Origin of the sequence: Pseudomonas sp. CFII64 (assembly GCF_000416235.1) — a bacterium.
In the GTDB taxonomy this organism is placed as follows: domain Bacteria; phylum Pseudomonadota; class Gammaproteobacteria; order Pseudomonadales; family Pseudomonadaceae; genus Aquipseudomonas.
On record NZ_ATLO01000024.1, the window covers coordinates 36,454 to 59,765 of the forward strand.

The following is a 23,312-nucleotide window of genomic DNA, read 5'->3' on the forward strand; positions in this document are numbered from 1 at the left end:
GGGTCCTTAACTGTTGAATGACTGTTGTCTGGGCAACACTTGCCGGTCGTGTTTGCCCGCCAAAGTGCGGGCAAAAAAAATCCCCGCAGTCGGCATATGCGGGGACGTTCTGTTGCTTGGTTGCGTGATGTCGAGGAGGTGGTGCCGATGGATCAGTTGCGGAACGCAGCGCCGGTCTGAATGACGTTGGCCGAGCCCAGCAGTTGACTGACGAAGCGGCTCCAGCGAGTGATGTTGGCCGGGCCGACGAACACAACATCTTGAGCGGCGAGTTCGAAGTCTTTGGCCAGAATGTAAGCGGTCGGTTTTTCGGCATTGAGGTGGTAGACAGTGGCACCGACGTTCGCCTGATTGTCGGCTCCGCGAATCACATACACCGCATCACCGTCAGCGCTGTCCGGGCTCAGGCCGCCGGCATTACCCAGGGCTTCAAGCAGTGTCACGCTGGTGGTGCCGAAGGAAATGACCTGCGGTCGCTGGACTTCGCCCATGACGTAGATCTTGTTCTTCGAGTTGCTGTTCAGGTGCAGGTAATCGCCGTTCTTGAGAAAGATTTTGCTCAGCTGCGAGTCTTTGCGGTTGAGCGCATCGACATCGATCACGTAGTCCTTGCCATCGCGGCGCAGGGTCAGACCCGCGAGGTTGGCATCGGTCAGGTCAAGACCGGCAGTACTGATTGCCTGGACCAGACTTAACGGGATATTGGTGATCGATTGCGGGCCGGGAGATTTGAAAGAGCCGGAGAGCAATACGCGTTGGCTGTTGTAGCGCAGGACTTTGACGTCGACCTTGACCTCGGTGTACTGCGGCGACAGGCCCATGCGCAATTGTTCGCGGATCTGCCCGATTGTTTTACCGCCAGCCTGGATTCTGCCGACATAGGGGAAATAGAGCGTGCCGTCGCTCAATACTTCCCGGCTGTTGGCATCGAGTTGGTCCTGGGAACCGGGTGCGGTCAACTCTGGGTGTTCGAAGACGATCACCAACAGTGTGTCACCTGGACCCACGATGTACTCGGGAGTCTTGTAGTTCAGCAGTTCGGTTGGCAACGGCTTGGCGGCGGCCGTTGCTTGCTGTCGCTGCTGTTTCAGCGTTTGCGGAGTTATGTTGACCAGATGGACATCCGGACCGTCCGGGTCTTTCTTTTCAACGTCACTTGGAGTCATGTGCTGCCCGGGTGCGAAAGCGCAGCCTTGCAAAATCAGACTGGAGAGCAGCACAACAGCTAGGGTTAGCTTCATATAATTCTTCCTTCCTAAAGGTGCGCTTGGCACCACAGTGATTTCATTGCGTCCCTTACCAACACCGACATTGACTTCATGTGTGATTTTGCGAATGCGCGCACCTCCCGCGGAGCCTCTAGCCCCGAGCATTGTTCTGGTGGGAATGATTGGGTTCAGAAGGCGTTCTTGTTCAGAAAGCCTTTGAACAGGGTCAACAGAATGATTTTCAGATCGAGCCACAGCGACCAGTGCTCGATGTATTCAAGGTCGTACTCGACACGCTTCTGCATCTTGTCCAGGGTGTCGGTCTCGCCGCGCCAGCCATTGATCTGCGCCCAGCCGGTGATGCCTGGCTTGACCTTGTGACGCAACATGTAACCGTTAACCTGTTTGCGGTATTGCTCGTTGTGCGCCACTGCATGGGGACGCGGGCCGACGATGGACATGTCGCCGCGCAACACATTGAAAAACTGCGGCAGCTCATCCAGCGACGTGCGCCGCAGAAACGCGCCCAACGGGGTGATGCGTGAGTCGTTGCGCGTGGCCTGGCGAACCACTTCACCGTTTTCCTGCACGCTCATGCTGCGGAATTTCCAGACCATGATCGGCTTGCCATCCAGGCCGTAGCGACGCTGGCGAAACAGCACCGGGCCGGGAGACGTGAGCTTGATCGCAACGGCAATCAGCAGCAGTGGCAGGGCAATCATCAGCAGAATGACACTGGACAGCAGAACGTCCTCGATGCGTTTGACCAGGCTCCACGCGCCGTCCATGGGCGAGTCGAAAATGCTGATGCTGGCCAGGCCGTTGATGCTCTCGCTGCGGGCGTGCAGCAGTTCGAACATGAACACGTCAGGAATCACATACACCGATGCCGTGGTATCGCTCAGGCCTTTGACCAGATCATGCAAGTGCGGCTGGCCGTCGATCCCGAGGGTGATGTAAACCTTGTCGATACGGCCTTGGCGCGCATCTTCGATCAGCTGGTCAAGATCACCCAGCACCGGAACCTGCGGCACGGCGACGTTGGCTTCGGACTGCTGTGGCTGCACGTCGTAGAAACCCAGCAACTGCAGACCCATCCAGGGCGCGTCGCAAATCGATTGCGCCAGGCGCTCGCCGACATGGCCGGTGCCGACGATGGCCACCCGACGTGTGTTGAAACCACGCCGGCGCAGGCCATGCAGGACGCTGCGAATCAACAGCCGATAGCCGCAGAGCACCGCCAGTACCGAGGCGAACCAGGCCATCTGGCTGTCATCCGGCACCTGCGCATGGTTGAGCAGCAGGAAGTCCACGGACAGCAGGATGACGAAGGTCAGCCCCCAGTAATTGAAGACCTTGGTCAGCTCACGAAGGATGCGTTCGCCGCGCCACGAGCCGTACATCTGATGAAATTCGCTGAGCCAGTGAAAGACCAGCACGGCCAGCAGTATCTGCAGCCAGGCTTCGGCATTGGACACCGATGGATCCTGTTGGCTTTGCCAGTAACCGCCCAGCACGATGACGGTCAGATCCAGCAGGCGATGGGCAACCGATAGCAGGGATTGATGCGCATGAAGGATGCCGCGAACTTGCGTACGCATAGACGTTGCTCGCTCAGACAGATTTGATCGGGACGACACGTGCACTCAGGTCGCTGTTGACCAGGATCGGGGTGGCTTGCGGCATGCGGTATTGCGCCGGTTGACGTGCCAGGCGTGCAGCGGCCAGGCGGCTTTCGACGAAATATTTGATTTCTTCCTCGAAGCGCTCGCAGGAAAAACGCTCGGCGTTCGCCCGGCAGGCCTGGACGGTAATGCGCGCCTGTGCGGTTTCGAATTCGCCGACGGCGGCAACCACCGCCGCCATGGTTTGTTGATGAAAAAACACCCCGGTCGGCTGCGGATGATCCAGTCCGCAGACGGTTTCCAGCGCGCCGCCCTTGGCGAACGCGATCACTGGCGTGCCACAGGCCTGGGCCTCCACGGGGCTGATGCCAAAGTCTTCCTCGGCAGCGAAGACAAAGGCTTTGGCATTGCGCATGTGCTCCAGCAATACCGCGAACGGCTGATACCCGAGCAACGTGACGTTGGGTGCGTGAATGGCTTTGGCCCTGGCCATTTCCGGGCCATCGCCGATCACGATCAGGCGCTTGTCCGGCATGGCCGCGAACGCCTCGATGATCATCGGCATGCGCTTGTAGGGAACCATGCGCGACGCGGTGAAGTAGTAATCCTGTTTGGTGTCCTGGGGCGTGAAATTGACGGTGTCGACGGGCGGGTAAATCACCGTGGAATCCCGACGATAGGCCTTGGAAATCCGCCCGCCGATGAAGTACGAATTGGCAATGAAATCGTCCACGCCCGCTGAAGTGCGCTGGTCCCACATGCGGATGTAGTGCAAGACCATGCGCGCCAGTTTGCTCTTGAAGCCGGTGCTCATTCCGGACTCCAGCAGGTATTGATGCTGCAAGTCCCAGGCATAGCGAATGGGCGAATGCACGTAACTGATGTGCAATTGATCCGGGCCGCTGAGCACGCCTTTTGCCACGGCGTGGCTGCTGCTGATGATCAAGTCGTAGCCCGACAGGTCGAGTTGCTCGATGGCCAGCGGCATCAGTGGCAGATAGCGTTGATAGTGAGTTCTGGCTTTGGGCAGGCGTTGGATGAAAGTGGTTTTGGCGACTTTGCCGCCAAGATGGGCGCGATCCTGGTCGCTGAGAAAGTCAATCACGGAAAACAGATCGGCCTCGGGCCAGACCTTCAGCAGCGAAGCCAGAACGCGCTCGGCACCGGCGTAAGTCACCAGCCAGTCGTGGACTATAGCTATTCTCATTGGGTTTCCCTTCTATTGGCACATGCTCCACTTCAGACGCGGGCAGGCGGCGTCTTGGCGTGTCGTTGTTGAGTTGTTTGCCCTGGTGAGCCAGGCGTTATCCATGCAGTAAAAGCACTGGCCGTTTCCTTCGGCGTTTCAAGACTTGCCTGAAGAGGAGTCAGTGATCGCCCCTCGAGATCTCGGCGCGGGATCGGATTGCGCGTTGATCAACGCGTCGATACGTTGCGATACGCGGCGGGCAGATTCCTCCCAGGAAAAGCGCCGCACGTTGGTCAAACCACGACGCCGCAAAGATTGGCGCAGGGGCAGGTCGCTCAGAATGCGCTCCATGGCGGCGGCCATGTGGCTGACGTCCAGCGGGTCGAAATACAACGCGCTGGCTTGCAGCACTTCCGGAATCGACGCGGCGTTGGCGGCCAATACCGGGCAACCGCAGGCTTGGGCCTCCAGGGGCGGAATGCCGAAACCTTCATACAGCGAGGGGAAGACGAAAGCCGTTGCGCCCTGATACTGCGCAATCAATTCAGCGTCATTGAGTCGCCCCAGAAAGCGGATCCGCGGATCGCGGCTGGCCAGGCGCTGCAGATTGGGATCGGCGAAAACATCGTTGCCGCCGCCGACGATATGCAGCTGGGTATTTTCGTGACCGCGCAGGCTCAGGAACGCCTGGATCATGCGGCTGAAGTTTTTGTGGGCGCTGGGCGAGGAAACCGCCAGCAGGTATTCCGGTTGATCGGCAGCGGCATGGGCGGGTACGAACGCCTCGCTGACCGCCGCCGGAATAACGTAGATCCGGTTCTCCGGGAAGCCATAGAAGCTTGCGATCTCGCCCTTGGAAAACTGGCTCACGGTCATCAACGCTTTGAGCCGGGACAGCAGCACCGGGGTGAGGGTGCGGTAAGCGGTGCGAAACGCTCGGGAATAGCTTTGCGGGAAGCGGATGTAATTGATGTCCAGATGAGTTGCTATCTGATTGCTGTACCAGATTGGCGCGGTGCTGGTCAGCGAGACCAGTAACGGGCTGCCATGGCGATAAAGATACAGCGGCAAATCCACTTGTTCCCACAGGTGGCCGTTGTTGCGACCGATACGCTGCACGTTCAGCGCTTTCGCACTTTCGTGCAGTTTGATGTCGTGGGGAGCAACGAAAACCACATCGTCTCGCAGCTGTTTGAGGGCCAGGCAGGTTTGCTCGGCGAAACGCTGCACTCCACGTATTTCCTGGGTCAGAAAACGGGCATTGATCACAATCATTGGGGCGCGACCTGAAAAGAGAATTGGGTCGATTGACGGGTTCGCGCAAGCAGACTTTGACCGATAGGCTGCTCGCACCGCGCGATACCTGGGCGCTGTGCGCCTTCGTTATTGGGCTCATGACTCATTGGGCAAACAGCGGTGGTTTACTGCCCAGGCTGATGATTTTCGGAAATTCGTCGATGGGCACCTGGGCTGAACAGCGGCTGTCGTTGCAGTCCCAGGCAATGCCGGTGTCGATCAACCCTTTGCCCGGCTTGCCACTGTCAATCAGCAGGACGTTGCCGCGTTGTACGCTGCTGGCCTCGACCCGAATCAAGCGCGGCTCACCGGTTGTCCAGGCCACCAGGGCCTGCTCCGAGCCTTTGGCGAAACGCAGCAGATAGGTTGAATCCAGCTCGCGGCTTTTTTCGGCGTCGTAGCGGTAATCATGCAGGATCGGGCTGATCGCCTTGAGGGTCAGGTAAGACGGTTTTAACGTCAGATCCTGTTTGAGCAAACCGAAGTTCTGCTCGGGATCGTTGATGTCATTGCCATCGTTGAACAAGTCGTACCACCACAACCCTTTGATATCCGGCAGTGTTTGAGCGAGGAAGAAACTGCGCGCCAGGTAGGCGGCCTGGGTCTGTTCGCTCAGGCCGCATTTTCCGGTGTTGCTGGGCCAGCCCATCTCGGTCAGATACAAGGGCACCGGTCGCGAGGCCAAGGCCCTGAGATCAGCATCCACCCAGCGCAGCCAGGCGATCCAGCGTTCCGGCGTGTGTCGCTCCTCATGCCGGCAATGCACATAAGGATGCAGCGAAAGACCGTCTGCATGGTTGAGTACGCCAGCCTCCACCAGCCGGTCGGCGAAACCCAGGTCCATGCCGAGGCTGGTCACCGCACCGGCAAGAATCGTCACCGGTTTTTTCTGCTGACGGATGCGCTGTGCGGTTTCTTCTATCAGGTTGCTGTAGTCCCTGGCGAAGGCCGGGTCCACGGGATTTTCTTTATCCCACTCATTCCAGATTTCGTAGAAGTCCACGCTGTCGGCCAGTTCACGGGTCACGAATGACACGTAGTTGGCAAAACCTTCCTTGACCAGTGGGGTACGAGGTTTGGCGTAGTTGCCGTAATAGGTGTTGCCGTAGCCCAACACCAGCAAAGGACGCAGTCGATGTTCCTGGGCCTTGCTCAAATAGGCTTGCCAGGCCGGGTCGATGCGCAACATGCCGCGTCGGGGTTCGGCGGTCGACCAGTAGGCATCGTCGCGTACCGAATCGACGCCGGCCTCTTCGAGCAGTTGCAGTGCCTTGGCCGACGAACTGCTTTTGTTCATCAAATGAGTATCGACACCGATGATGAATCGCTCATCGGCTATTGCCATACAGCTCATGAACAGGCAAATCACAAGCATCGTCAGCGTTCGCGATCGGGCGATGGGCGGCTTGGGCATATTTTGTCTCAATGAAGAGGCACGGTCCGGAGCGCTTGCTCAGGTGAGTCACGGGCCGATGGATAACACTTCCCTATGTACAGCGATTGCCCGGGCTGGGGCCGGAAACCGGCTCATCACGCCGTACGATCTTGTTCAGCAGGGTCTGGGCGAAAATACTCTGGTAGCTGTCGAGCATCAGGTCCGTGTCCAGCAGCGAAGCAACGCTGACTCGGGCCTGGGAACTCAAGCGTGCCAGCAAAGCCGGCTGCTGATGCAGTTTGAGCATGGCCAGCCCAAGCGAATCCGGATCATCCGGATTGCACAACAGACCATTGAGCGGGTCCTGGATGATCTCCGGCAAGCCACCCATGCGACTGGCAATCACCGGTTTGGCATAAGCGCAGGCCTCAACGGCGACCATGCCGAACGGTTCGTTCCAGATCGATGGCACGATGGCGACATCAATCTGTTTATAAAACGCCTCGGGTTTCTGATAGCCGACAAAACTGATCCGGGGCGACTCTGCTGCCAACGCCTTGAAGCGGGCTTCGTCGTCCAGTTGCCCACGCCCGGCAATTTGCAGCGTTGCATCAAAGGGCAGCGCCTGAAATTGCTCGATCAGCCAGCGCACGCCTTTAGGCTCCGAGAGCGTGCCCATGAAGCCAAAGCGCAGCGGCGTGTTCCCGGGCTCCGGTTGCAGGTTGGTTTTTGCCTTGACCGGCAGGGCTGGGCAAGGGCTGGCGTTGTGTACAACAAAACCCCGGGCGTTCCTGAAGTAACCGTTGTTCTGCAGGGTGTCGAGCATGAAGCGGCTGACGCCTACCACCGTATCGACCTGTGCCGAGCGATCATCATGGCCTTTGCGAAAGTGTTCGCAACGGCCGCATTGGGTGCGACAGCTTGCTCCGTCTTTGAACATGGTGCTGCTCGGGCAGAGCAGATACAGGTCGTGCAACACCTGCACGATCGGTTTGCCGGCGGCGGTGATTTCATCCCATGCCGACACCGACCAGCCGGTGAGGTTGTGACAGACCACCAGGTCGGGCTTTTCGATATTGATCACCCGTCTTACGTATTCACGCATGCCGCCGTTGTATCGATCGCGAAGATGCCAGCCCAACCGCGCCAGCTTCCCAGGGCGCTGATCCCTGAAGTGCCAGTAGAAGTTGCGCAGCCCTGCGCGATACACCCTGACTTGATTGATCATCTCCTCCTTGAGGCCGGACTGGGCTCCGGTCGCCAGTACCGCGACCTTGTAGCCCCGCTTGTACAGGCCTTCGACGGTGCGTTGCAGGATGATCTCTGCACCGCCGCCGATATTGGGTGTGTAAAGGCTGGAGATGAATAACAACTTCATAAGGGGTACGAGCGGTTCAGGCCCAGCACGCCTGCCTCGCCATCCTGAATGGCCTTTTCGATCAGGTTCAGACGTTGTTCTGCGCCACGGCGTTTGGCGATCAGACGCAATAGGCGAAAGAACATCCAGCGGTTGAGGCTGTACAGCAGCGACGACGAAGCCCAGATGTTCTTGTCGAACCAGGCCTGGTTGCGGGCGCCGTAATAGGCCCTGAGGTCTGAACCGCCCAGCAGGAAACTTTCGTAGATGTTGCTGGTGCGCGCCTTGATGTTCCATGAATCTTCGAGGTCGTCGAGCAGTGCGTCGGGCACCAGGAATATCCGCCCGCCACCGGCGGTGATGCGCCAGGTGTATTCACTGTCATCGGCATACAGCATCAAGGCATCGAGGGGCAGGCCGATCCGTTGATAGAGGCTGCGATGGGCAAGCAAGCCGCCGTAGGTGGCGAAGGGCAATTGCACCATCGGGATCTTGTCTTGCCTGCGCTGGGGACGCACCCAAGGGCGGCGACGCCAGAGTTTGTAGGGCAGTTGCGCAACGTGAAAACCGAAGAAGCTGGAACGGCGCTGAATGGCGAACCGACCGGGCACCCCGGCGGCGATGTCGGCCTGGTGCGTCGGCCGAAAGCCAAGGACTGCCGACTTGTCGCGGCCATCGATTTCTTCCAGCTGGCTCAGGCATGTATGCAAAGCGGCGATGGCGTTGTGCGTCGGGGCGTTATCGTCGTCCATCAGCCAGATGTATTCGGCACCGGCATCCAGTGCGGCCTTGATGCCCACCGAATAACCTTTGGCTGAACCGGTGTTGTTGTCCAGATAGATCACGTCAACCTGGCCAGGCCAGGTAGTGCGCAAGTTTTCCAGCGGTGCAACCGACGCGTTGCTGACGATGATCACCCGATCGATCAACGGGCTTTCCAGCGAGCGGCTGACAAGGGTGTGCAAATAGTTGAAACGGTCACCATAGGTGAGCGTCACCAATGTCGTGAGTTGAGTCATGCTGAGGTTCCGTCCGCAATAGCGATGAAGGTAGTGCCGCAACCCCGGTGCGCGTGGACAACCGGGGCCTGGCGAAACGTTGCCTTAGACCCTGGCTTCCATCCGCAACAGACTGCTCATCGGTAAAACGACTTTCTGTTCCCGTTGCAGCAGGTTAAGCAGGATCACGGCACGCTCGGCGCCATCAGCGGCAAGGAAAATCGCCTCGATATCACACAGTTCACCGGCCTTGATCATCACGCGCTCGCCTTGTTGGAAATCGACCCTGGCGACAGGCTCGTGCAAGCGTCGGCGGATCTGTTCGATGAGCTCATCCTGGACCGGCACCGGATGGCCGCCGAAGGTGACGATGCGCGCCACGCCCCGGGTCGAGCGAATCGGGTACCAGTTGTCATGCACCTGATCCATGCGAATGAACAGATAACCCGGGAACAATTCTTCTTCGCTCGCCACTTTCGGCGTGCGTTTTTTCGGCTCGCCTGACTTCAGCGGTCGATAGCATTCGAAGCTCTGCCGTTGCAAATGCTCTTCTGCGCGGGCCTCCTGACGCGGCTTGGTCTGGATCAGGTACCAACGGGCGGGGCTATTGAATTGAGACATACATTCACTCCACTGCGGTGCGTGTGAACGAGGGTTTCGTGGCGTCCTGCTGGCTGACAAGCTCGGCCAGCAGATCCTCTTGATTCCCGGTGGCGCCATCGCTGACGGTGAAGCAGGCGAGCATGGCCTGGACCTGTTCGACGCAATTGAACATCAGCACATCGATGATCGACAGGTTGGGTACGAACGGCTTGCCGAATTGGCGATAGACCACTTCATCCATCTTGAAAAAGCGCACCAGCAGACCATTCCTGGCGAACAGGTCCCGGTCGTACAGCTCGGCACCGCCGATGGGGTTGAGAAAGGTCGTCGCGGCAAAGGTATGGGCGATATTGATCACCCGGTCCTGCTTGTCGGTGCACGAGTTCAGCTTCAGGTCAGAGCCGCGCAGAATCGGCGTCACGATGTGCAGATACGCGCACAGCTCGCGGATGACATGCTCGGCGTACAGCGCGAGGTTCTGCTGCGGGAAGCGGATCAGGCGCGTCACCAAAGGCATGACCTGTTCGAAGTACGGCGCCTTGCGGTAGTTCTGGGTGATGATGTTGATCAGGCGTTCGGCTTCGTCGCTGAAGGTGTCGATGAACTGGCGCTGCATGATCGGCAGCTCGAAGCGATCCTTTTTCAGCGGGAAGGTGATCAGCTTTGCCTCGCCGTTGTTCAGAATGCGGTTTCGATTGACCCAGCCGGAGCGGATATATTGCAGATCGTCTCCCAGGACGAAGACATCTGCTGCTGCGATCAATTGAAAATAGCCCAGGTAGGGGAAGAGGTATGGCTGCATCATTGCTATGGTCCTGGCCATGCGTAACTCCTTGAGTGTGTTGGGTGATCTTTGCTCGTTATTTGCGCACTGGACTGTAGTCGTATCCATAGGCGGCGCAGTCATAATCTGCGGTCGAAGCCTTGCGTAGCACGCCGTTGAATATGGCGCCCTTGATGACTACACCGTTTTGACCAAGTCGACGCTTGCAGGCTTCGATTTCCTTGACCGAAGTCAGCCCGAAACGGGTGACCAGCAGGCAGGTTCCGGCCTGGCGACCGACCAGCGTGGCGTCGGTCACGGCCAGGATCGGCGGCGTGTCGACCAGCACCAGGTCATACAGCGGCGAGAGCTCGGTGAGCATCTTGTTGAAGTTGTCGTGCATCAACAGCTCGGAAGGGTTGGGCGCCGCGAAGCCGCAGGAAATGAAGTCCAGATTACGCACTTCGGTGTGATGGATGACTTCGCTGCTTTTCAGGCGCGCGGCCAGCGTGTCGGACAGACCGTGCTTGGGTTGCAGGCCGAACACTTTGTGCAGATAGCCTTTGCGCATATCGGCGTCGATCAGCAGCACGCGCTTGCCAGTCTGGGCGATGATCACCGCCAGGTTGCTGGAAACGAATGACTTGCCGGCACCCGGCGACGGGCTGGAAATCATCAGCACATTGTTGCGTGCTTCGAGCATTGCAAAATGCAGGCTGGTACGCAGGCTGCGCAGGGATTCCACCGCCAGTTCGGTCGGTGCCGAGACGCTCAGCAGTCTGGATTCCTTGCTGGCCGTGCGGCTTTGATTGTTCTTTTCCAGGCGTTCCTGTTGGCGCGAGTAGGGCAGGGATGCGTACACCGGCATGCCAATGTTTTCGATGACTTCCGGGTTGTCCACGCCGCGATAGAACGCCTGGCGAACGAACACTGTCGCCACCGCGACCAAGACACCCAGCAATGTCGCAATCAGCACGATGAGTTTCTTCATCGGCTTGACCGGTTCTTCGACGTTGGCGTCGGCGTTGTCAATGATGCGCACGTTGCCGATGCTGCCAGCGCGCAGAATGTCCTGCTCCTGGCTCTTGTTCAGCATCAAGGTGTACGTCTGGCTGGTGACCTGCATGTCGCGCGTCAGGCGCAGCAATTCCTGTTGGGTTTCAGGCAGTGTTTCGATCTTTTTCAGCAGCCCCTGTTTCTGCGCTTCCAGCTGGCTCATCTGGCTCATCAAGGCGCGATAGTTCGGGTGTTCGCGGGTGTACAGCCGCTCCAGTTCGACGCGGCGCATCTTGAGCTCCGAGAGCATCGAATCGAGCTTCACGACCTGATCCAGGACGCCCTTGGTTTCGATACTCAGGTCCACCGACTTGGCGCTGGTCTGGAAGTTGTTCAAGGCGACTTCCGACGCTTCCAGCTGTTTGCGTACGGCCGGCAATTGCGAGCGCAGGAAGTCCAGGCGTTGAGCGGCCTCGGCGGAACTGCGTTCGACGTTCTGGCGTACGTAAAGACGGCTGATCTCGTCAACGATCTTGTTGGCCTTTTCCGGGTCCGGGTCCTGCAACGCCAGGTAGATGATCCCCGAGTCTTTGCCGGCTTCGGTAATCTTCAGGCGTTCCTGATAATTGAGCGCGGCAGTCAAGGTGCGCAGTTTAGAAACCGTGAACTCAGTCCCCGGCCGGGCATTGAGCGTGGCGACCTGAATCTTCGCACCATGGCCTTCGACAGTCTGATTGACGGCTCCGCTGAGAATCTGGTTGCGGTCCTTGTCATACAGCGTGAAGAAACCGGGCTTGCCTGCGACGAGGGTCAGTTTCTCACCCAGCAGATCTTCAGGAACCTCAAGCTGGAAGACGTCGAGCTTTTCACCACCCCAGGCGTATTGACCCATGCCGAACCACGGCTCGGCGAACTGGCCCGGTCGCTCCGGCTTGAAGGTGCGGCTGAGATAGCCGCCGATCATCGGGAAGTAATCGGGGCGCTGCACGATGTTCAGCTTCAGGTCATCGACCACCTTGCCCAGCACTGCCCGCGACTTGATCAGCTCGATTTCGGTCGTCGCCTGGGACACCGACATCGGTTTGTTGGAGACTTCCGGCGTGCCTTCGATGCCGATTTTCTTCGGCTCGATCTGAATCATCGCGTTGGCCTGATAGATCGGTTCGGCAAGTATCGCGTAGGCCAGCCCGACCAAGCAGAACAGCCCGACGATCGAGAAAATCAGGCCCTTATGGTCGAATAACGTGCGCAAGATAGTTGCCAAATCGATCCGGGAGTCCTGGTAGTAGTCCAGGGAAGAACGGTTCATAGCGGTCATTTATCTTGTTTCTCCTGACTGAAGATAAGGTAGCCAGTCGTCGACACATCGCGAGAGGTGCTCGTAGGTCTGTTCAAAGGCTAATTTTGGTTGCCGGTAGGGGTCGGCTATTTCCATTTGTTGTTGCCATTTGCCAATCAGAAAAGTCTTGCCGCGAACTTCGGGGGCTAACCTCAAAACGCTTTTGAGTTGGGCGTTTTCCATCAGCAGGATCAGCTCGGCCTGATGCAACATGTCGCGATCCATCTGGCGGGCGCGGTGCCTGAGTGTCGGCACCTGGTGCATCTGCAAGACCGCCTGGGCCAGCGGGTCGATTGGCGAATCGAGCATCGCGTGGGTGCCTGCCGAGGCAATCTGCACATCGGCCGCCAGTACACGCTGGCGCAACAGCGCTTCAGCCATGGGGCTGCGGCAGATGTTGCCGATGCAGATCACCAGGACGTTACTGAACATGGCCCTTACTTATCGAAGGCATGAGCCGTTTGCCGAGGTTGACGGTGAAGTTGCGCGCCACCATCAACAGCGCCTGCAGCTTATGCACCGGCGCCAGTGCCGAAATCGCCAGACCGATGGTTTGCATGAGGAAGTATTCGTACAGTTCCTGATTGCCCTGCCGGTTGTAGTAATTAGCCAGACTGCTACAGGTTTGCAGGCTCATATGAAGCTTTCGTTTATGGGTACGCATCGAGAAAATGCCGCCCGGATGCACGCGATAGGCGGCAGGTTTGATCTGGGCGAGAAACTTGCCTTTGCCGACCGCCCCCAGCAGCGACCACCAGCACATGTCATTGAGCGGAGCAACCGGCATCAGCAGTTCTGGCGGCAGGGTGCAGAGCACATTGCGGAAACACACCGTCAAGGTCGAAATCGGCCGAGCCTTCTGCAGTTGCAGAGCCGTCGCATCGCTGCGTAACTTGCCCTGCAACTGGATGCCTTTCTCGCCTTCGCTGTCGAACGCCATCGCATCGTGGTAAGTGATGACGTAGTCCGGATGGCTTTCCAGGAAGTCCACCTGGATTTGCAGTTTGCGCGGATCGGTCCAATAGTCGTCGGCTTCGCAGTACGCGATGTAACGACCCCGGGCTTTGGCAAACAGGCCCGGAACGCAGGGCTTGCCGTATTGGTACTGATTCACCGATTGATAGAACGGCCGGATGATCGTCGGATAACGCTCGGTGTATTCGGCGATGATTTGCGCCGTGCCGTCGGTGGAGGCATCGTCGTTGATCAGGATTTCAAAACTGAACGTCGTCTGTTGGGCCAGAAAACTATCCAGTGTCTGAGCGATGAACGCTGCCTGGTTGTAGGCAGGGCAGACGATGCTCACTAGCGGTGGCTGGGAAGGGGCAGTGGACGTTTCTACTGTCTTGTCATCCATGGCTCAGGTACTCGGTTTGCTGAACAAAATGAAAATTCTCGAAGCCAGCGGTTTGTCGCTGGCGGCCACGACGATCAACGTGATCAGGCCGCTGACCGCCAGACCGGCGAATACGCTGAAACGGTCATCGGCCGCGATCAACCGAAACAGGGGCTCGCTGATTGCCAGGCCGACGCCGGTCATGACGCTGATGCGCAGAATGTCGCGTAGCCACGTGCCATGAATGCCCGGCGCGAGGCGGTTGTGGACGATCATCGGCCACACCGCGAACGACACGATGCGCAGGAAAAACCAGGCCAGCGCCGCGCCATAGGCGCCTTGGTAGTGAATCGCCAGGACCACCACCGGAACGGTAATCAGCGCTGAAACGACGCTGTACCAGACGTGCAGATTCATTCGCCCATAGGCGTATTGCAGATAGAACTGAAAGGCGCTGACCGCCATGATCGCGCTGCCCAATGCGTACCAGCACAGAATCGAACGGCTCCATTGGGCGGCGACCTGATCGCCGGTCCAGGCATAGATCAAGGGCTGGGCATGCAAGGCAATCACCGCAGCCAGCGGAAACAGGAACGTGCAGACGAAGCGGTTGGCAGCCAGAAACAACCCGTGCATATCGTCGCGGCGACCCTCGGCCATCAATACGGTCAAGCGCGGCAGCAGGGTTTGCACCAAAGGATTGGTCAGCATCAGGATCCCGGTGGTGATCAACGCCACCAGCGAGAAGTAGCCGTACTGGTCCAGAGGCAGTTGCTCGGACAGCAATACTTTGTCGATCTGGGTCAGGACGATCCACAGCACCGCCGTGAAGGACATGCTCGCCGCAAACGGAATGATCGGTTTGACCAGTCGCCAGTTGAACCCGGTGAGCCAATGCGGCGTCGGCATTTGCTGATAGGCGCGCCCGGCAAACATCAAGGTTTCGATCAGACCTACCGCGACCTGGAACTCGAAAAAGTCTGCCGGGTCCTGGGAGTAGACGCTGACCAGCAGCAGACCGCCGAAGTAGCGCAGCGTGGCAATGATGATATTGGCCAGGTTGAGCCAGCCATGTTGCTCCAGGCCCTGAATACCGCTTTTGTAAAGCGTCGAATACAGGCGCAGGGCGATCACCACGCCCATCAGGCTGATGCAATGGATCAGGGTTTGCGGCTGCAACTCTTTGGCATTGAGCCATTGCAGGGCAATCCACGGGCTGCTCAGGTAAATCGTTACGCAGCACAACAAGGTCAGCGGCAGAAAGATGATCTCGAATGACCGCAGCAGCTGTCCCGAATTGCGTTCGTTGGCCGGTGTACCTTGCTGATGCGCGACGGCCCGCACCAGGCTGGGCGACAGACCCGCGTCAAGCAATTGCAACCATGCCTGCATGACTGCAAAGAACCCGATCAGACCGTAGGCCTCGGCGCCCAGATGGCCGAGGTAGAACGGCATGATCAGGATACCGACCAGCAAGACGTAGGCCTGCCCGGCATAGTTCAATGCAGTGTTGCGGATCACGGAGCGTTTCGTTTGCATAGCCACTAGATGACCTGAGCGAGCACAGGGCTTTGGTAATGGGCGTTGCTGAAGCTGCATTCCTCGATGATGGTGTTGATCACTTTGTCTTGATCAGCGCGTTGCAGGCCGGGATAAATCGGCAGGCATAGCACGCGCTCACTCAAGGCACGGGATTCGGTTTGCGGGATCTGCGGCTGCAGATATTCGAGGGTATCCAGCGATGGGTAGAAGTACCGGCGCGGATTGATATCCCGGTTGTTGAGTGCGGCACGTACCCGCAGCAGTTGCTGCTCGTCCCGCAAGCCCACCGGGTAATAGCTGTGATTGAGCTGGCTGTTGGCTTCGGCCTGTTGCAGGTCCAGGTAGTTTTCCAGTCGCGAAGTGTAGCGATAGGCAATTTCGGCGCGTTCTTCGAGGATGTTCTCGATGTCATCGAGCACACACAGGCCCATGGCCGCAGAGAACTCGTTGAGTTTGGCGTTGATGCCGATCCCGTCGATCTTGTCGACGTCGGCAATGCCGAAGTTGCACAGCAGGTAGGCACGCTTGGCAATTTCGTCATCGTTGGTGATGATCGCGCCGCCTTCGACTGTGTGAAACAGTTTGGTGGCGTGAAAGCTCAAGGTGCTGACATCACCCCAGTTAAGGACGGACTGCCCTGCATGGCGCACCGCGAACGCATGAGCACCGTCGTAGACGACTTTCAGGTTACGTCGACGAGCGATTTCTTCGATGCGTTCGACCGCGCATGGATTGCCGAACACATGCGTGCCGACGATGGCTGAAGTGTCTGGCTCGATACGACTTTCAATGTGGTCCGGGGAGATGTTCCAGGTGCTGGCATCGATATCGGCAAAGATCGGCCGGATGCCTTCCCACTGCAACGAACTGCTGGTCGCGACAAAACTGAAGGGCGTCGTCACGGCGCTGCCGCTCAGGTTCAAGGCGCGATAGGCGACTTGCAGGGCAAGTGTTCCGTTGTTGGTGAGAATGATGTGTTTGACGCCCAGATAATCCTTGAGGCGATCTTCCAGCTCCGTTACCAGCGGCCCGTGATTGGTTAACCAACCCCGCGCATAGATGCCTTCAATGTAGGTCTTGAACTTGCCGATATCGCCCAGGTAGGTTTTGGTTACGTTGATCATCGAAGCCTCCATGTCTAACGTTGAACGCGGGAACTGCATATGCCCTGAAGTTGGTTGCGTGCGGCCCCGGTTACTGGCCGAGGGTCGATTTCGGAGGCTGAGCGCCGGTTTTGTCGCTGACCCGACGTGCGCGACGCTGGTTGAATTGCAGGATCAGCCGGGTGGCCAGGCTGCCGGCATGGGGATCGCCGAAATGAAAGATCGCGGTCGCACGTTTGACGCCGGCGCCGCACGCCTTGTTGGCGTGTAAGGAGCGATAGCCCCAGAACAGGTAGATGTCGCCTGGGACCAGCGGAATTGTCTGCGGCTTGAGCCAGCCTCGATCTATGGCCAGCGTCATCAACTTGCGTGTGAAGCGGTTCTGCACCAGGGCCTTTTCAATCACGTTCAGCAGTACGCTGTTGCGTACTTTGCGCAGATTGGGAAACACCATCAGATCGCCGCGATCACTGCCTTCAGTGGGAATGAATATCGGTACCAGAGCGGTGACCAGGCTGGCGTCAAAGTGAAAGCAGTTGGACTCTTTTTGTCCCACATTGCCTTGCACGCAACGCAGCACCGGGAAGATTCGGTCACTTGCCGACTCCTGGTGGGTCGCCTGGCGGTACAGCGCGCCGACCAGTTGCTTGAAGTCAGGATTGCCCCAGATGCTGCCGAGCAAGCTTTGCGACAGTGCCTTCTCGCCGTGGTAAGCAAAATATTCGCCGTGATGCAGCTGGGCGTGGGCGTCCGTAAAACCGCGCAGTTGTTGCAATTCAGATTGGCTGATTACGTTGCGCAACCGAGCAAAGCCATTGGCGTTTATTTCTGCTGCCAGTTGCTCGGCTTGCTGATCATTCATAGGCAATGAAAATGGCATGACTCACACCCTGTGGGTCCGAAGTAAAAGGCTCGCCGTGTCGGCGGGCCTGTTTTATTCATCTCAAATGGCGCCTTTGCAGCCACGCTACCGCCCAATCCTGCACATCCGGACTGGTTGAAATCGACTGCAGGCATGTAAGTGCTTGAATGAACTTGTTATCTGGCGCAGCAAGGCATCAGGCCAAGCTACCGCCATGCCGAGCAAACTCAGCAATTTATTCAGTTTCCATCAGACGAAAGACTCCCACCGACGCAAAGAACTCGCCGTTTAATAACTAACGTCTTGGGCAGAACAAGTGGTGTGTCGGTCGAACAATTCCGCGCGTCACTCTGTGGCGACGCTGCACTGGCTGGGAAATGTTTGACAGGCATATATATCGATGGGGACGGGCTTTCTGTCAAATTATTTCGTCAAGTTTCTGTTAAATTTTTGATAAGCGGTTATGAAAGCAACGTAACTGTTTGAATTACATAGGAGTCAAAAAAACATCACATGCACTGCTACGGTGCAATGACGTTTTTTAGGCACATGTACAGTTGGGTGCTTAACAGCCTGCGGCCTCGGATTAGTCGTTTTATTAACGCCAGAAGTTAGTCGCTAAGTGCGTCGACGAGTGCGGTGCAAGTGCAGTATCGATACTTCATGTTCAAACGAGTGTGTCTGGAGATGCATTCAACACTCGTTCGATGCATTTATAAAAAACCTCCGGTATTTAGGTGACGGCTTCAGACTGCTGCTTCTCTCATGCCTGGCAAAGACGCATACAGGCCAGTGAGCCGCACGCCCACGGGCATGGAATGTGCTTGATGTCAGCAACGCCAGGTCATTTCCGATGCGCGTTATATCGACATTGCGGCCGAATCGAGCAAGGCTGTGCTCGCATATCTCTTTATGGAATATACAAATAATAATTAATAATTTTTTGATCTAACTATTTTAAGGCATCATCGCTTCATGGCCTGAGACCCTGGCCTCGCAGATTGCGAACGAGCCAGGGACACCACTGGCGACAACAGCCTGCGTTCCAGGCTGCGCATTTAAGAGCGATCTTATGAAAAATATTGCGCTGTATTTTGACTACGCGGCTACCACTCCTGTCGATGAGCGTGTCATTCAAGTGATGGTCCAGTGTCTGGGCATGTCCGGCAATTTCGGTAATCCGGCGTCCATTTCGCATACCTATGGGCAAAACGCACGGTCCGCTGTCGAACTGGCCAGACAGCAGGTCGCAGGACTCGTTGGCGCTCAGGCTGACCAAATCATCTGGACGTCTGGCGCAACTGAATCAAACAACCTGGCGCTCAAGGGTGTTGCGCAGTCCCATGCACAGCGCAACGGCCAGGCACGCGGCCACATCATCACCAGCCAGATCGAACACAAGGCGATCCTTGATACTGCGCAGCAACTGCAGGAGCAGGGTTTCGACGTAACGCTGCTGGCGCCTGATGCAGATGGCCTGATCACTGCTGATGCCGTGGCAGCCGCACTGCGCCCGGATACCTTTCTGGTGTCGTTGATGCTGGTCAATAACGAACTCGGCACGCTCAATGACATCGCCGAAATCGGCAGGCGCGTGCGCGCCCACGGTGCTTTGTTCCATGTTGATGCGGCGCAAGGAGCGGGGAAGGTCGGGATTGATCTGTCCGGACTGGCCGTTGACTTGATGTCATTCTCTGCCCATAAGGTCTACGGCCCCAAAGGCATCGGCGCTTTGTACGTTGGCCCTCGTGCCGAGCAGCGTGTGCTTGCGCAGATTCACGGCGGCGGTCATGAATGCGGGCTGCGCTCCGGCACGCTGGCGACTCACCAGATCGCCGGGATGGGTGCCGCATTCGCGTTGGCCGCAGCGTCATTCGAAGAAGAAGTTGCCCATATCCAGCGTTTGAACCTGCGGCTGCGCGAATTGCTGGCCGATGTGTCAGGTCTGCACTTCAATGGCAGTCCCTCCCAGCGCATCGCTCATACCTTGAGCCTGACCTTCACCCACAGTGACCTGGATATCTCGGCGCTGGGTCACGGTCTGGCGTTTTCCTCCACGTCCGCCTGCAACTCGGCCAAGAACACGCCGTCCCATGTTCTGCTTGCCTTGGGGTATGACGCGACAGCCGCCAGTCAGACTATCCGCCTGAGCCTCGGCCGCTTCACCAGTGAGCAGGATATTGATCGTGCGGCCGGTTTTATCAAGGCGTCCCTCGTGCAGCCTGCGTTCTGGGCGGTTGCTCAGTCTTGAGTGGTGCTCCATTATCTGCCCCGATAGCGATCACTTTTCGGGACAGCAGGAGAATCCATGACTATGCAATCGACAACCAGCGGTGTGGTGTCGCAACGTTTGGCGCAAACACGAGCATTGATGAGCCGCGAGCGAATCGATGCTTACCTGGTGCCTTCGGCTGACCCGCATCTGTCCGAATACCTGCCGGGCTATTGGCAGGGTAGGCAATGGCTGTCCGGCTTTCATGGGTCCGTAGGCACGCTGATCATCACTCAGGACTTCGCCGGCCTCTGGGCCGATAGCCGCTACTGGGAGCAGGCAACTAAAGAGCTGGCAGGCAGCGGCATCGAGTTGGTGAAGCTGGTTCCTGGTCAGCAGGGACCGCTGGAGTGGCTGGCCGAGCAAGCGAAGGCTGAAACCGTCGTTGCGGTGGATGGCGCAGTGCTGGCCGTGGCCTCTTCAAGAACCCTGGCCAGCAAGCTCTATGATCGCGGAGCCCGACTGCGTACCGATCTGGACTTGCTCACTGAGCTGTGGGAAGACCGCCCGGCATTGCCGACCAATCCTGTCTATGAGCATTTGCCACCGCAGGCGTCGGTGGCTCGCGGCGAAAAACTCACTCGCCTGCGCAAGGTCATGGTGGAGCGGGGTGCGGACTGGCATTTTCTTGCGACGCTGGATGACATTGCCTGGTTGTTCAATCTGCGTGGCGCCGATGTTTCCTACAATCCGGTGTTCATTTCTTTCGCGTTGATTGGCCCCAACAGCATCAACCTTTTTATTGACTCCAGCAAAGTCGACGCCGGCATCCGTCAAAGCCTGGAATCAGATGGCGTCACCCTGCTCGAATATACGCAGATCGGCGCAGCACTGCGCGCGGTCCCCAAGGACGCTCGTCTGTTGATCGATCCTGCGCGGGTGACCTGTGGCCTGCTTGATTACCTGGACAGCGAAGTCAGTTTCGTCGAAGGCTTGAACCCGACCACGCTGTTCAAATCACAGAAAACCGAAACAGACACCCGGCATATTCGCCAGGCAATGGAGCAGGATGGCGCGGCGTTGTGCGAGTTTTTCACCTGGCTGGATTCGGCGCTGGGTCACGAACCGGTCAGCGAGCTGACCATTGACGAAAAACTCGGTCAGGCGCGTCAGCAGCGTCCGGGTTATGTCTCTGCCAGCTTTGCTACCATCGCCGGATTCAACGCCAATGGCGCCATGCCGCATTACCGGGCCACCGAAGAAGAATTTGCGCAGATCGAAGGCGATGGCTTGTTGTTGATCGATTCCGGCGGTCAGTACCTGGGCGGCACCACGGACATCACGCGCATGGTGCCCGTCGGGACACCGACTGCCGAGCAAAAACAGGACTGCACCCGGGTCTTGAAAGGTGTGATTGCTTTGTCCCGAGCGCATTTCCCGCAGGGAATCCTGTCACCACTGCTGGATTCCATTGCTCGTGCGCCCATCTGGGCGGGCGGCGTCAATTACGGTCATGGCACCGGCCATGGCGTGGGCTACTTCCTGAATGTTCATGAAGGCCCGCAAGTCATTGCCTATCAGGCTCCGGCTACCCCGCAAACCGCAATGTTGGCAGGCATGATCACATCAATCGAGCCGGGCACTTATCGCCCGGGCCGTTGGGGAGTCAGGATCGAGAATCTGGTGATCAACCGCGAAGCCGGCAAGACCGAATTCGGAGAGTTTCTGAAGTTTGAGACGCTGACGTTGTGCCCTATCGATACCCGGTGTCTGGATATAGCCTTGTTGGCTGAGGACGAGCGTGCGTGGCTCAATGATTACCATGGCGAGGTGCGGGAGCGGTTGACGCCTCTGTTGCAAGGCGCTGCGCTGGAGTGGCTGAACTCTCGCACTGCCAGCATCTGACGTGAGTTCCTGCGCTTTGGCGATGGGCCAAGGCGCAGTTCGACCGGCAGTCCTGAAGCTAGGGTTTTGCCGGCTTCTTGCAGATGATGATCATGCTGCGGCTGGTATAGCCGGCCGGATTGAGCCCGAAGGGATAATCGCCGGGTTCTTCTGCGGCATCACCGGATTTGGCGATGATCCGATAGTTCTGGGAAACGCAGGAGCTCGTCGCCATTTCGTAGCATTTTTCCCACGAAGAAGACAGGCCGGAACAGTTGATGTGAATTCCGCGCTTGGTCTGTTTGACCGGTTTTGATGTTGCCGCGCATCCCGTAGCTATCAAGAGCGCCAACACTATAAAAATGTGTTTCATTCCCTTCCTTACCTGAGCATCGACCAGAAGCGGAGCCCAGCCTGAATTCAGTAGCTCGCTACAAGGCGGCGTACTGCCCTGCCTGGATTGCAATCCAGAAAAGAACATCGCCTGACGCTAAACATGGCTCAACGACGTTACAAATGCTAGCAACATCTCATTTTCACGCAAAACATCCGTCAATCGGCTGGCACCAGTTGCGATGTGGCTCGTTGGGAAGTGAGTGTCGCGCCGGCTGAAGCCAGGATGATTGCGCCAATCGCCAGCCACTGCAGAAGTGACAGTTCTTCATGAAGGAAAAGCATCCCGGATAGAGCGCCAAACACTGGCTCGATACTGGCCAGGGTCCCGAACGTTCGTGCAGGCATTCGCGTCAGCGCGACCATTTCCAGACTATAGGGCAGGGCAGTTGATAGAATCGCCACGCCAATGGCGGTCGGTATCAATGCAATATCAAGCAGCGCGGTCCCCGCGTGCACCATTCCGATCGGCGCGATGAATATCGCAGCAATTAATACGCCTAGCGCGGCGGTCTGAATGCCATTGTCTTCTCCAGCCTTTTGGCCGAACAGGATGTAGGCGGCCCAGCAAACCCCGGCGCCCAGGGCATAGGCGACACCGGTCAGGTCAAGGTTCGCGCTGGTCTCGCCCATGGGAATGAGCAGCAGCAGGCCGGTGGCAGCCAACGCAATCCACACGAAGTCGATCGCCTTGCGTGACGAATACAGTGCCACTGCAAGTGGCCCCGTGAATTCCAGCGCGACGGCGATGCCCAGAGGCACGCTGCGCAGTGACATATAGAAGAGAAAGTTCATGCCACCCAGCGCGATGCCGTAAATGAAGATCGTACGTAGGGATTTGGCAGTGAAGCGCGCGCGCCAGGGCCGTAGGGCGAGCAGGAGAATCACACTCGCAAAAACGAGCCTCAGCGTCGTGGTCCCCTGAGCACCGACTATAGGGAAAAGGCTCTTGGCCAGGGAAGCACCCGTTTGTATGGATGCCATGGCAATCAATAACAACCCAATCGGGAAAAGCATGGAAGAAAGCTTGCGAGCGTCGTTGTTCATTGGAGATCGGGTCCACGGTCATCGGGCAGGTGGTGCAATGGGCGACATGATGCTTAATAACCAGTCATTGAGCAATATATTGCTCAATGGCTTTCTTCTTATATAAGGAGAGGGTTATAAATCGACGCCTATACACCTTTTGCAGAAAGTACAAATTAACGGTTGACGGCCTCTCGAATCTGTC

The 23,312-nt window shown here is 57.7% G+C and carries 19 protein-coding genes; 2 read left to right on the forward strand and 17 right to left on the reverse strand.

Annotated features, from left to right (window positions below; translation table 11 throughout):
- Positions 1-152 precede the first annotated feature (152 nt).
- The 15 genes from CFII64_RS10905 to CFII64_RS10975 form a co-directional block, all read right to left on the reverse strand.
- The gene (locus tag CFII64_RS10905; protein WP_020290829.1) at positions 153-1,241 is read right to left on the reverse strand and encodes a polysaccharide biosynthesis/export family protein; all 1,089 of its coding nucleotides are present in this window, start codon (positions 1,239-1,241) and stop codon (positions 153-155) included.
- Between the two features lie 155 nt (positions 1,242-1,396).
- On the reverse strand, positions 1,397-2,809 hold the full coding sequence (locus tag CFII64_RS10910) for an undecaprenyl-phosphate glucose phosphotransferase (protein ID WP_020290830.1): 1,413 nt from the start codon (positions 2,807-2,809) through the stop codon (positions 1,397-1,399).
- A 13-nt stretch (positions 2,810-2,822) separates the two neighbouring features.
- The gene (locus tag CFII64_RS10915) at positions 2,823-4,040 is read right to left on the reverse strand and encodes a glycosyltransferase family 4 protein (protein WP_020290831.1); all 1,218 of its coding nucleotides are present in this window, start codon (positions 4,038-4,040) and stop codon (positions 2,823-2,825) included.
- Positions 4,041-4,178: 138 nt separating this feature from the next.
- Positions 4,179-5,297 carry a glycosyltransferase family 1 protein gene (locus CFII64_RS10920; protein WP_020290832.1) on the reverse strand — a complete coding sequence of 373 codons (1,119 nt, stop codon included), beginning with the start codon at positions 5,295-5,297 and terminating at the stop codon, positions 4,179-4,181.
- Positions 5,298-5,421: 124 nt separating this feature from the next.
- Complete coding sequence (locus CFII64_RS10925) at positions 5,422-6,663, reverse strand: hypothetical protein (RefSeq protein WP_256208059.1); 1,242 nt, start codon at positions 6,661-6,663, stop codon at positions 5,422-5,424.
- Positions 6,664-6,805: 142 nt separating this feature from the next.
- Positions 6,806-8,071: a glycosyltransferase family 4 protein gene (locus CFII64_RS10930; protein WP_020290834.1), complete on the reverse strand. Its 1,266-nt coding sequence runs from the start codon at positions 8,069-8,071 to the stop codon at positions 6,806-6,808.
- A complete protein-coding gene (locus tag CFII64_RS10935) occupies positions 8,068-9,069 on the reverse strand; it encodes a glycosyltransferase (protein WP_020290835.1) in 1,002 nt (333 codons plus the stop codon). Before CFII64_RS10935 ends, CFII64_RS10930 begins: the two co-directional genes overlap by 4 nt.
- 84 nt (positions 9,070-9,153) lie before the next feature.
- Positions 9,154-9,669: a transcription/translation regulatory transformer protein RfaH gene (gene rfaH, locus CFII64_RS10940; protein WP_020290836.1), complete on the reverse strand. Its 516-nt coding sequence runs from the start codon at positions 9,667-9,669 to the stop codon at positions 9,154-9,156.
- 4 nt (positions 9,670-9,673) lie between these two features.
- A complete protein-coding gene (locus CFII64_RS10945; RefSeq protein WP_080290849.1) occupies positions 9,674-10,474 on the reverse strand; it encodes a WbqC family protein in 801 nt (266 codons plus the stop codon).
- Positions 10,475-10,511: 37 nt separating this feature from the next.
- Positions 10,512-12,728, reverse strand: coding sequence for a polysaccharide biosynthesis tyrosine autokinase (locus tag CFII64_RS10950; RefSeq protein ID WP_020290838.1), 2,217 nt, complete (start codon positions 12,726-12,728; stop codon positions 10,512-10,514).
- Positions 12,729-13,181: a low molecular weight protein-tyrosine-phosphatase gene (locus CFII64_RS10955; protein WP_020290839.1), complete on the reverse strand. Its 453-nt coding sequence runs from the start codon at positions 13,179-13,181 to the stop codon at positions 12,729-12,731. It lies immediately after the preceding gene.
- The gene (locus tag CFII64_RS10960) at positions 13,171-14,106 is read right to left on the reverse strand and encodes a glycosyltransferase family A protein (protein ID WP_020290840.1); all 936 of its coding nucleotides are present in this window, start codon (positions 14,104-14,106) and stop codon (positions 13,171-13,173) included. The genes CFII64_RS10955 and CFII64_RS10960 overlap by 11 nt, the downstream gene beginning before the upstream one ends.
- 3 nt (positions 14,107-14,109) lie before the next feature.
- Complete coding sequence (locus tag CFII64_RS10965) at positions 14,110-15,624, reverse strand: lipopolysaccharide biosynthesis protein (RefSeq protein ID WP_044901297.1); 1,515 nt, start codon at positions 15,622-15,624, stop codon at positions 14,110-14,112.
- Between the two features lie 5 nt (positions 15,625-15,629).
- On the reverse strand, positions 15,630-16,751 hold the full coding sequence (locus CFII64_RS10970; RefSeq protein WP_020290842.1) for a DegT/DnrJ/EryC1/StrS aminotransferase family protein: 1,122 nt from the start codon (positions 16,749-16,751) through the stop codon (positions 15,630-15,632).
- Positions 16,752-16,821: 70 nt separating this feature from the next.
- Positions 16,822-17,610, reverse strand: coding sequence for a hypothetical protein (locus CFII64_RS10975; RefSeq protein ID WP_020290843.1), 789 nt, complete (start codon positions 17,608-17,610; stop codon positions 16,822-16,824).
- Between the two features lie 1,054 nt (positions 17,611-18,664).
- Between CFII64_RS10975 and CFII64_RS10980 the strand changes: the two genes are divergently transcribed.
- On the forward strand, positions 18,665-19,843 hold the full coding sequence (locus CFII64_RS10980; RefSeq protein ID WP_020290844.1) for a cysteine desulfurase family protein: 1,179 nt from the start codon (positions 18,665-18,667) through the stop codon (positions 19,841-19,843).
- 57 nt (positions 19,844-19,900) lie between these two features.
- Positions 19,901-21,709, forward strand: coding sequence for an aminopeptidase P family protein (locus CFII64_RS10985; RefSeq protein ID WP_044901298.1), 1,809 nt, complete (start codon positions 19,901-19,903; stop codon positions 21,707-21,709).
- 58 nt (positions 21,710-21,767) lie between these two features.
- Here the strand turns inward: CFII64_RS10985 and CFII64_RS10990 are convergent, their stop codons facing one another.
- Positions 21,768-22,061 carry a hypothetical protein gene (locus tag CFII64_RS10990; protein ID WP_020290846.1) on the reverse strand — a complete coding sequence of 98 codons (294 nt, stop codon included), beginning with the start codon at positions 22,059-22,061 and terminating at the stop codon, positions 21,768-21,770.
- Positions 22,062-22,240: 179 nt separating this feature from the next.
- Complete coding sequence (rhtA, locus tag CFII64_RS10995) at positions 22,241-23,128, reverse strand: threonine/homoserine exporter RhtA (RefSeq protein WP_044901299.1); 888 nt, start codon at positions 23,126-23,128, stop codon at positions 22,241-22,243.
- Positions 23,129-23,312: the final 184 nt, after the last annotated feature.

Coding starts and splice junctions, on each gene's coding strand:
- CFII64_RS10990 (WP_020290846.1), bottom strand. CDS start 22,061: ATGAAACACATTTTTATAGTGTTGGCGCTCTTGATAGCTACGGGATGC.
- CFII64_RS10945 (WP_080290849.1), bottom strand. CDS start 10,474: ATGGCCAGGACCATAGCAATGATGCAGCCATACCTCTTCCCCTACCTG.
- CFII64_RS10915 (WP_020290831.1), bottom strand. CDS start 4,040: ATGAGAATAGCTATAGTCCACGACTGGCTGGTGACTTACGCCGGTGCC.
- CFII64_RS10920 (WP_020290832.1), bottom strand. CDS start 5,297: ATGATTGTGATCAATGCCCGTTTTCTGACCCAGGAAATACGTGGAGTG.
- CFII64_RS10960 (WP_020290840.1), bottom strand. CDS start 14,106: ATGGATGACAAGACAGTAGAAACGTCCACTGCCCCTTCCCAGCCACCG.
- CFII64_RS10935 (WP_020290835.1), bottom strand. CDS start 9,069: ATGACTCAACTCACGACATTGGTGACGCTCACCTATGGTGACCGTTTC.
- CFII64_RS10925 (WP_256208059.1), bottom strand. CDS start 6,663: ATGGCAATAGCCGATGAGCGATTCATCATCGGTGTCGATACTCATTTG.
- rhtA (WP_044901299.1), bottom strand. CDS start 23,128: ATGAACAACGACGCTCGCAAGCTTTCTTCCATGCTTTTCCCGATTGGG.
- CFII64_RS10975 (WP_020290843.1), bottom strand. CDS start 17,610: ATGCCATTTTCATTGCCTATGAATGATCAGCAAGCCGAGCAACTGGCA.
- CFII64_RS10955 (WP_020290839.1), bottom strand. CDS start 13,181: ATGTTCAGTAACGTCCTGGTGATCTGCATCGGCAACATCTGCCGCAGC.
- CFII64_RS10905 (WP_020290829.1), bottom strand. CDS start 1,241: ATGAAGCTAACCCTAGCTGTTGTGCTGCTCTCCAGTCTGATTTTGCAA.
- CFII64_RS10965 (WP_044901297.1), bottom strand. CDS start 15,624: ATGCAAACGAAACGCTCCGTGATCCGCAACACTGCATTGAACTATGCC.
- CFII64_RS10980 (WP_020290844.1), top strand. CDS start 18,665: ATGAAAAATATTGCGCTGTATTTTGACTACGCGGCTACCACTCCTGTC.
- rfaH (WP_020290836.1), bottom strand. CDS start 9,669: ATGTCTCAATTCAATAGCCCCGCCCGTTGGTACCTGATCCAGACCAAG.
- CFII64_RS10985 (WP_044901298.1), top strand. CDS start 19,901: ATGACTATGCAATCGACAACCAGCGGTGTGGTGTCGCAACGTTTGGCG.
- CFII64_RS10970 (WP_020290842.1), bottom strand. CDS start 16,751: ATGATCAACGTAACCAAAACCTACCTGGGCGATATCGGCAAGTTCAAG.
- CFII64_RS10910 (WP_020290830.1), bottom strand. CDS start 2,809: ATGCGTACGCAAGTTCGCGGCATCCTTCATGCGCATCAATCCCTGCTA.
- CFII64_RS10950 (WP_020290838.1), bottom strand. CDS start 12,728: ATGACCGCTATGAACCGTTCTTCCCTGGACTACTACCAGGACTCCCGG.
- CFII64_RS10930 (WP_020290834.1), bottom strand. CDS start 8,071: ATGAAGTTGTTATTCATCTCCAGCCTTTACACACCCAATATCGGCGGC.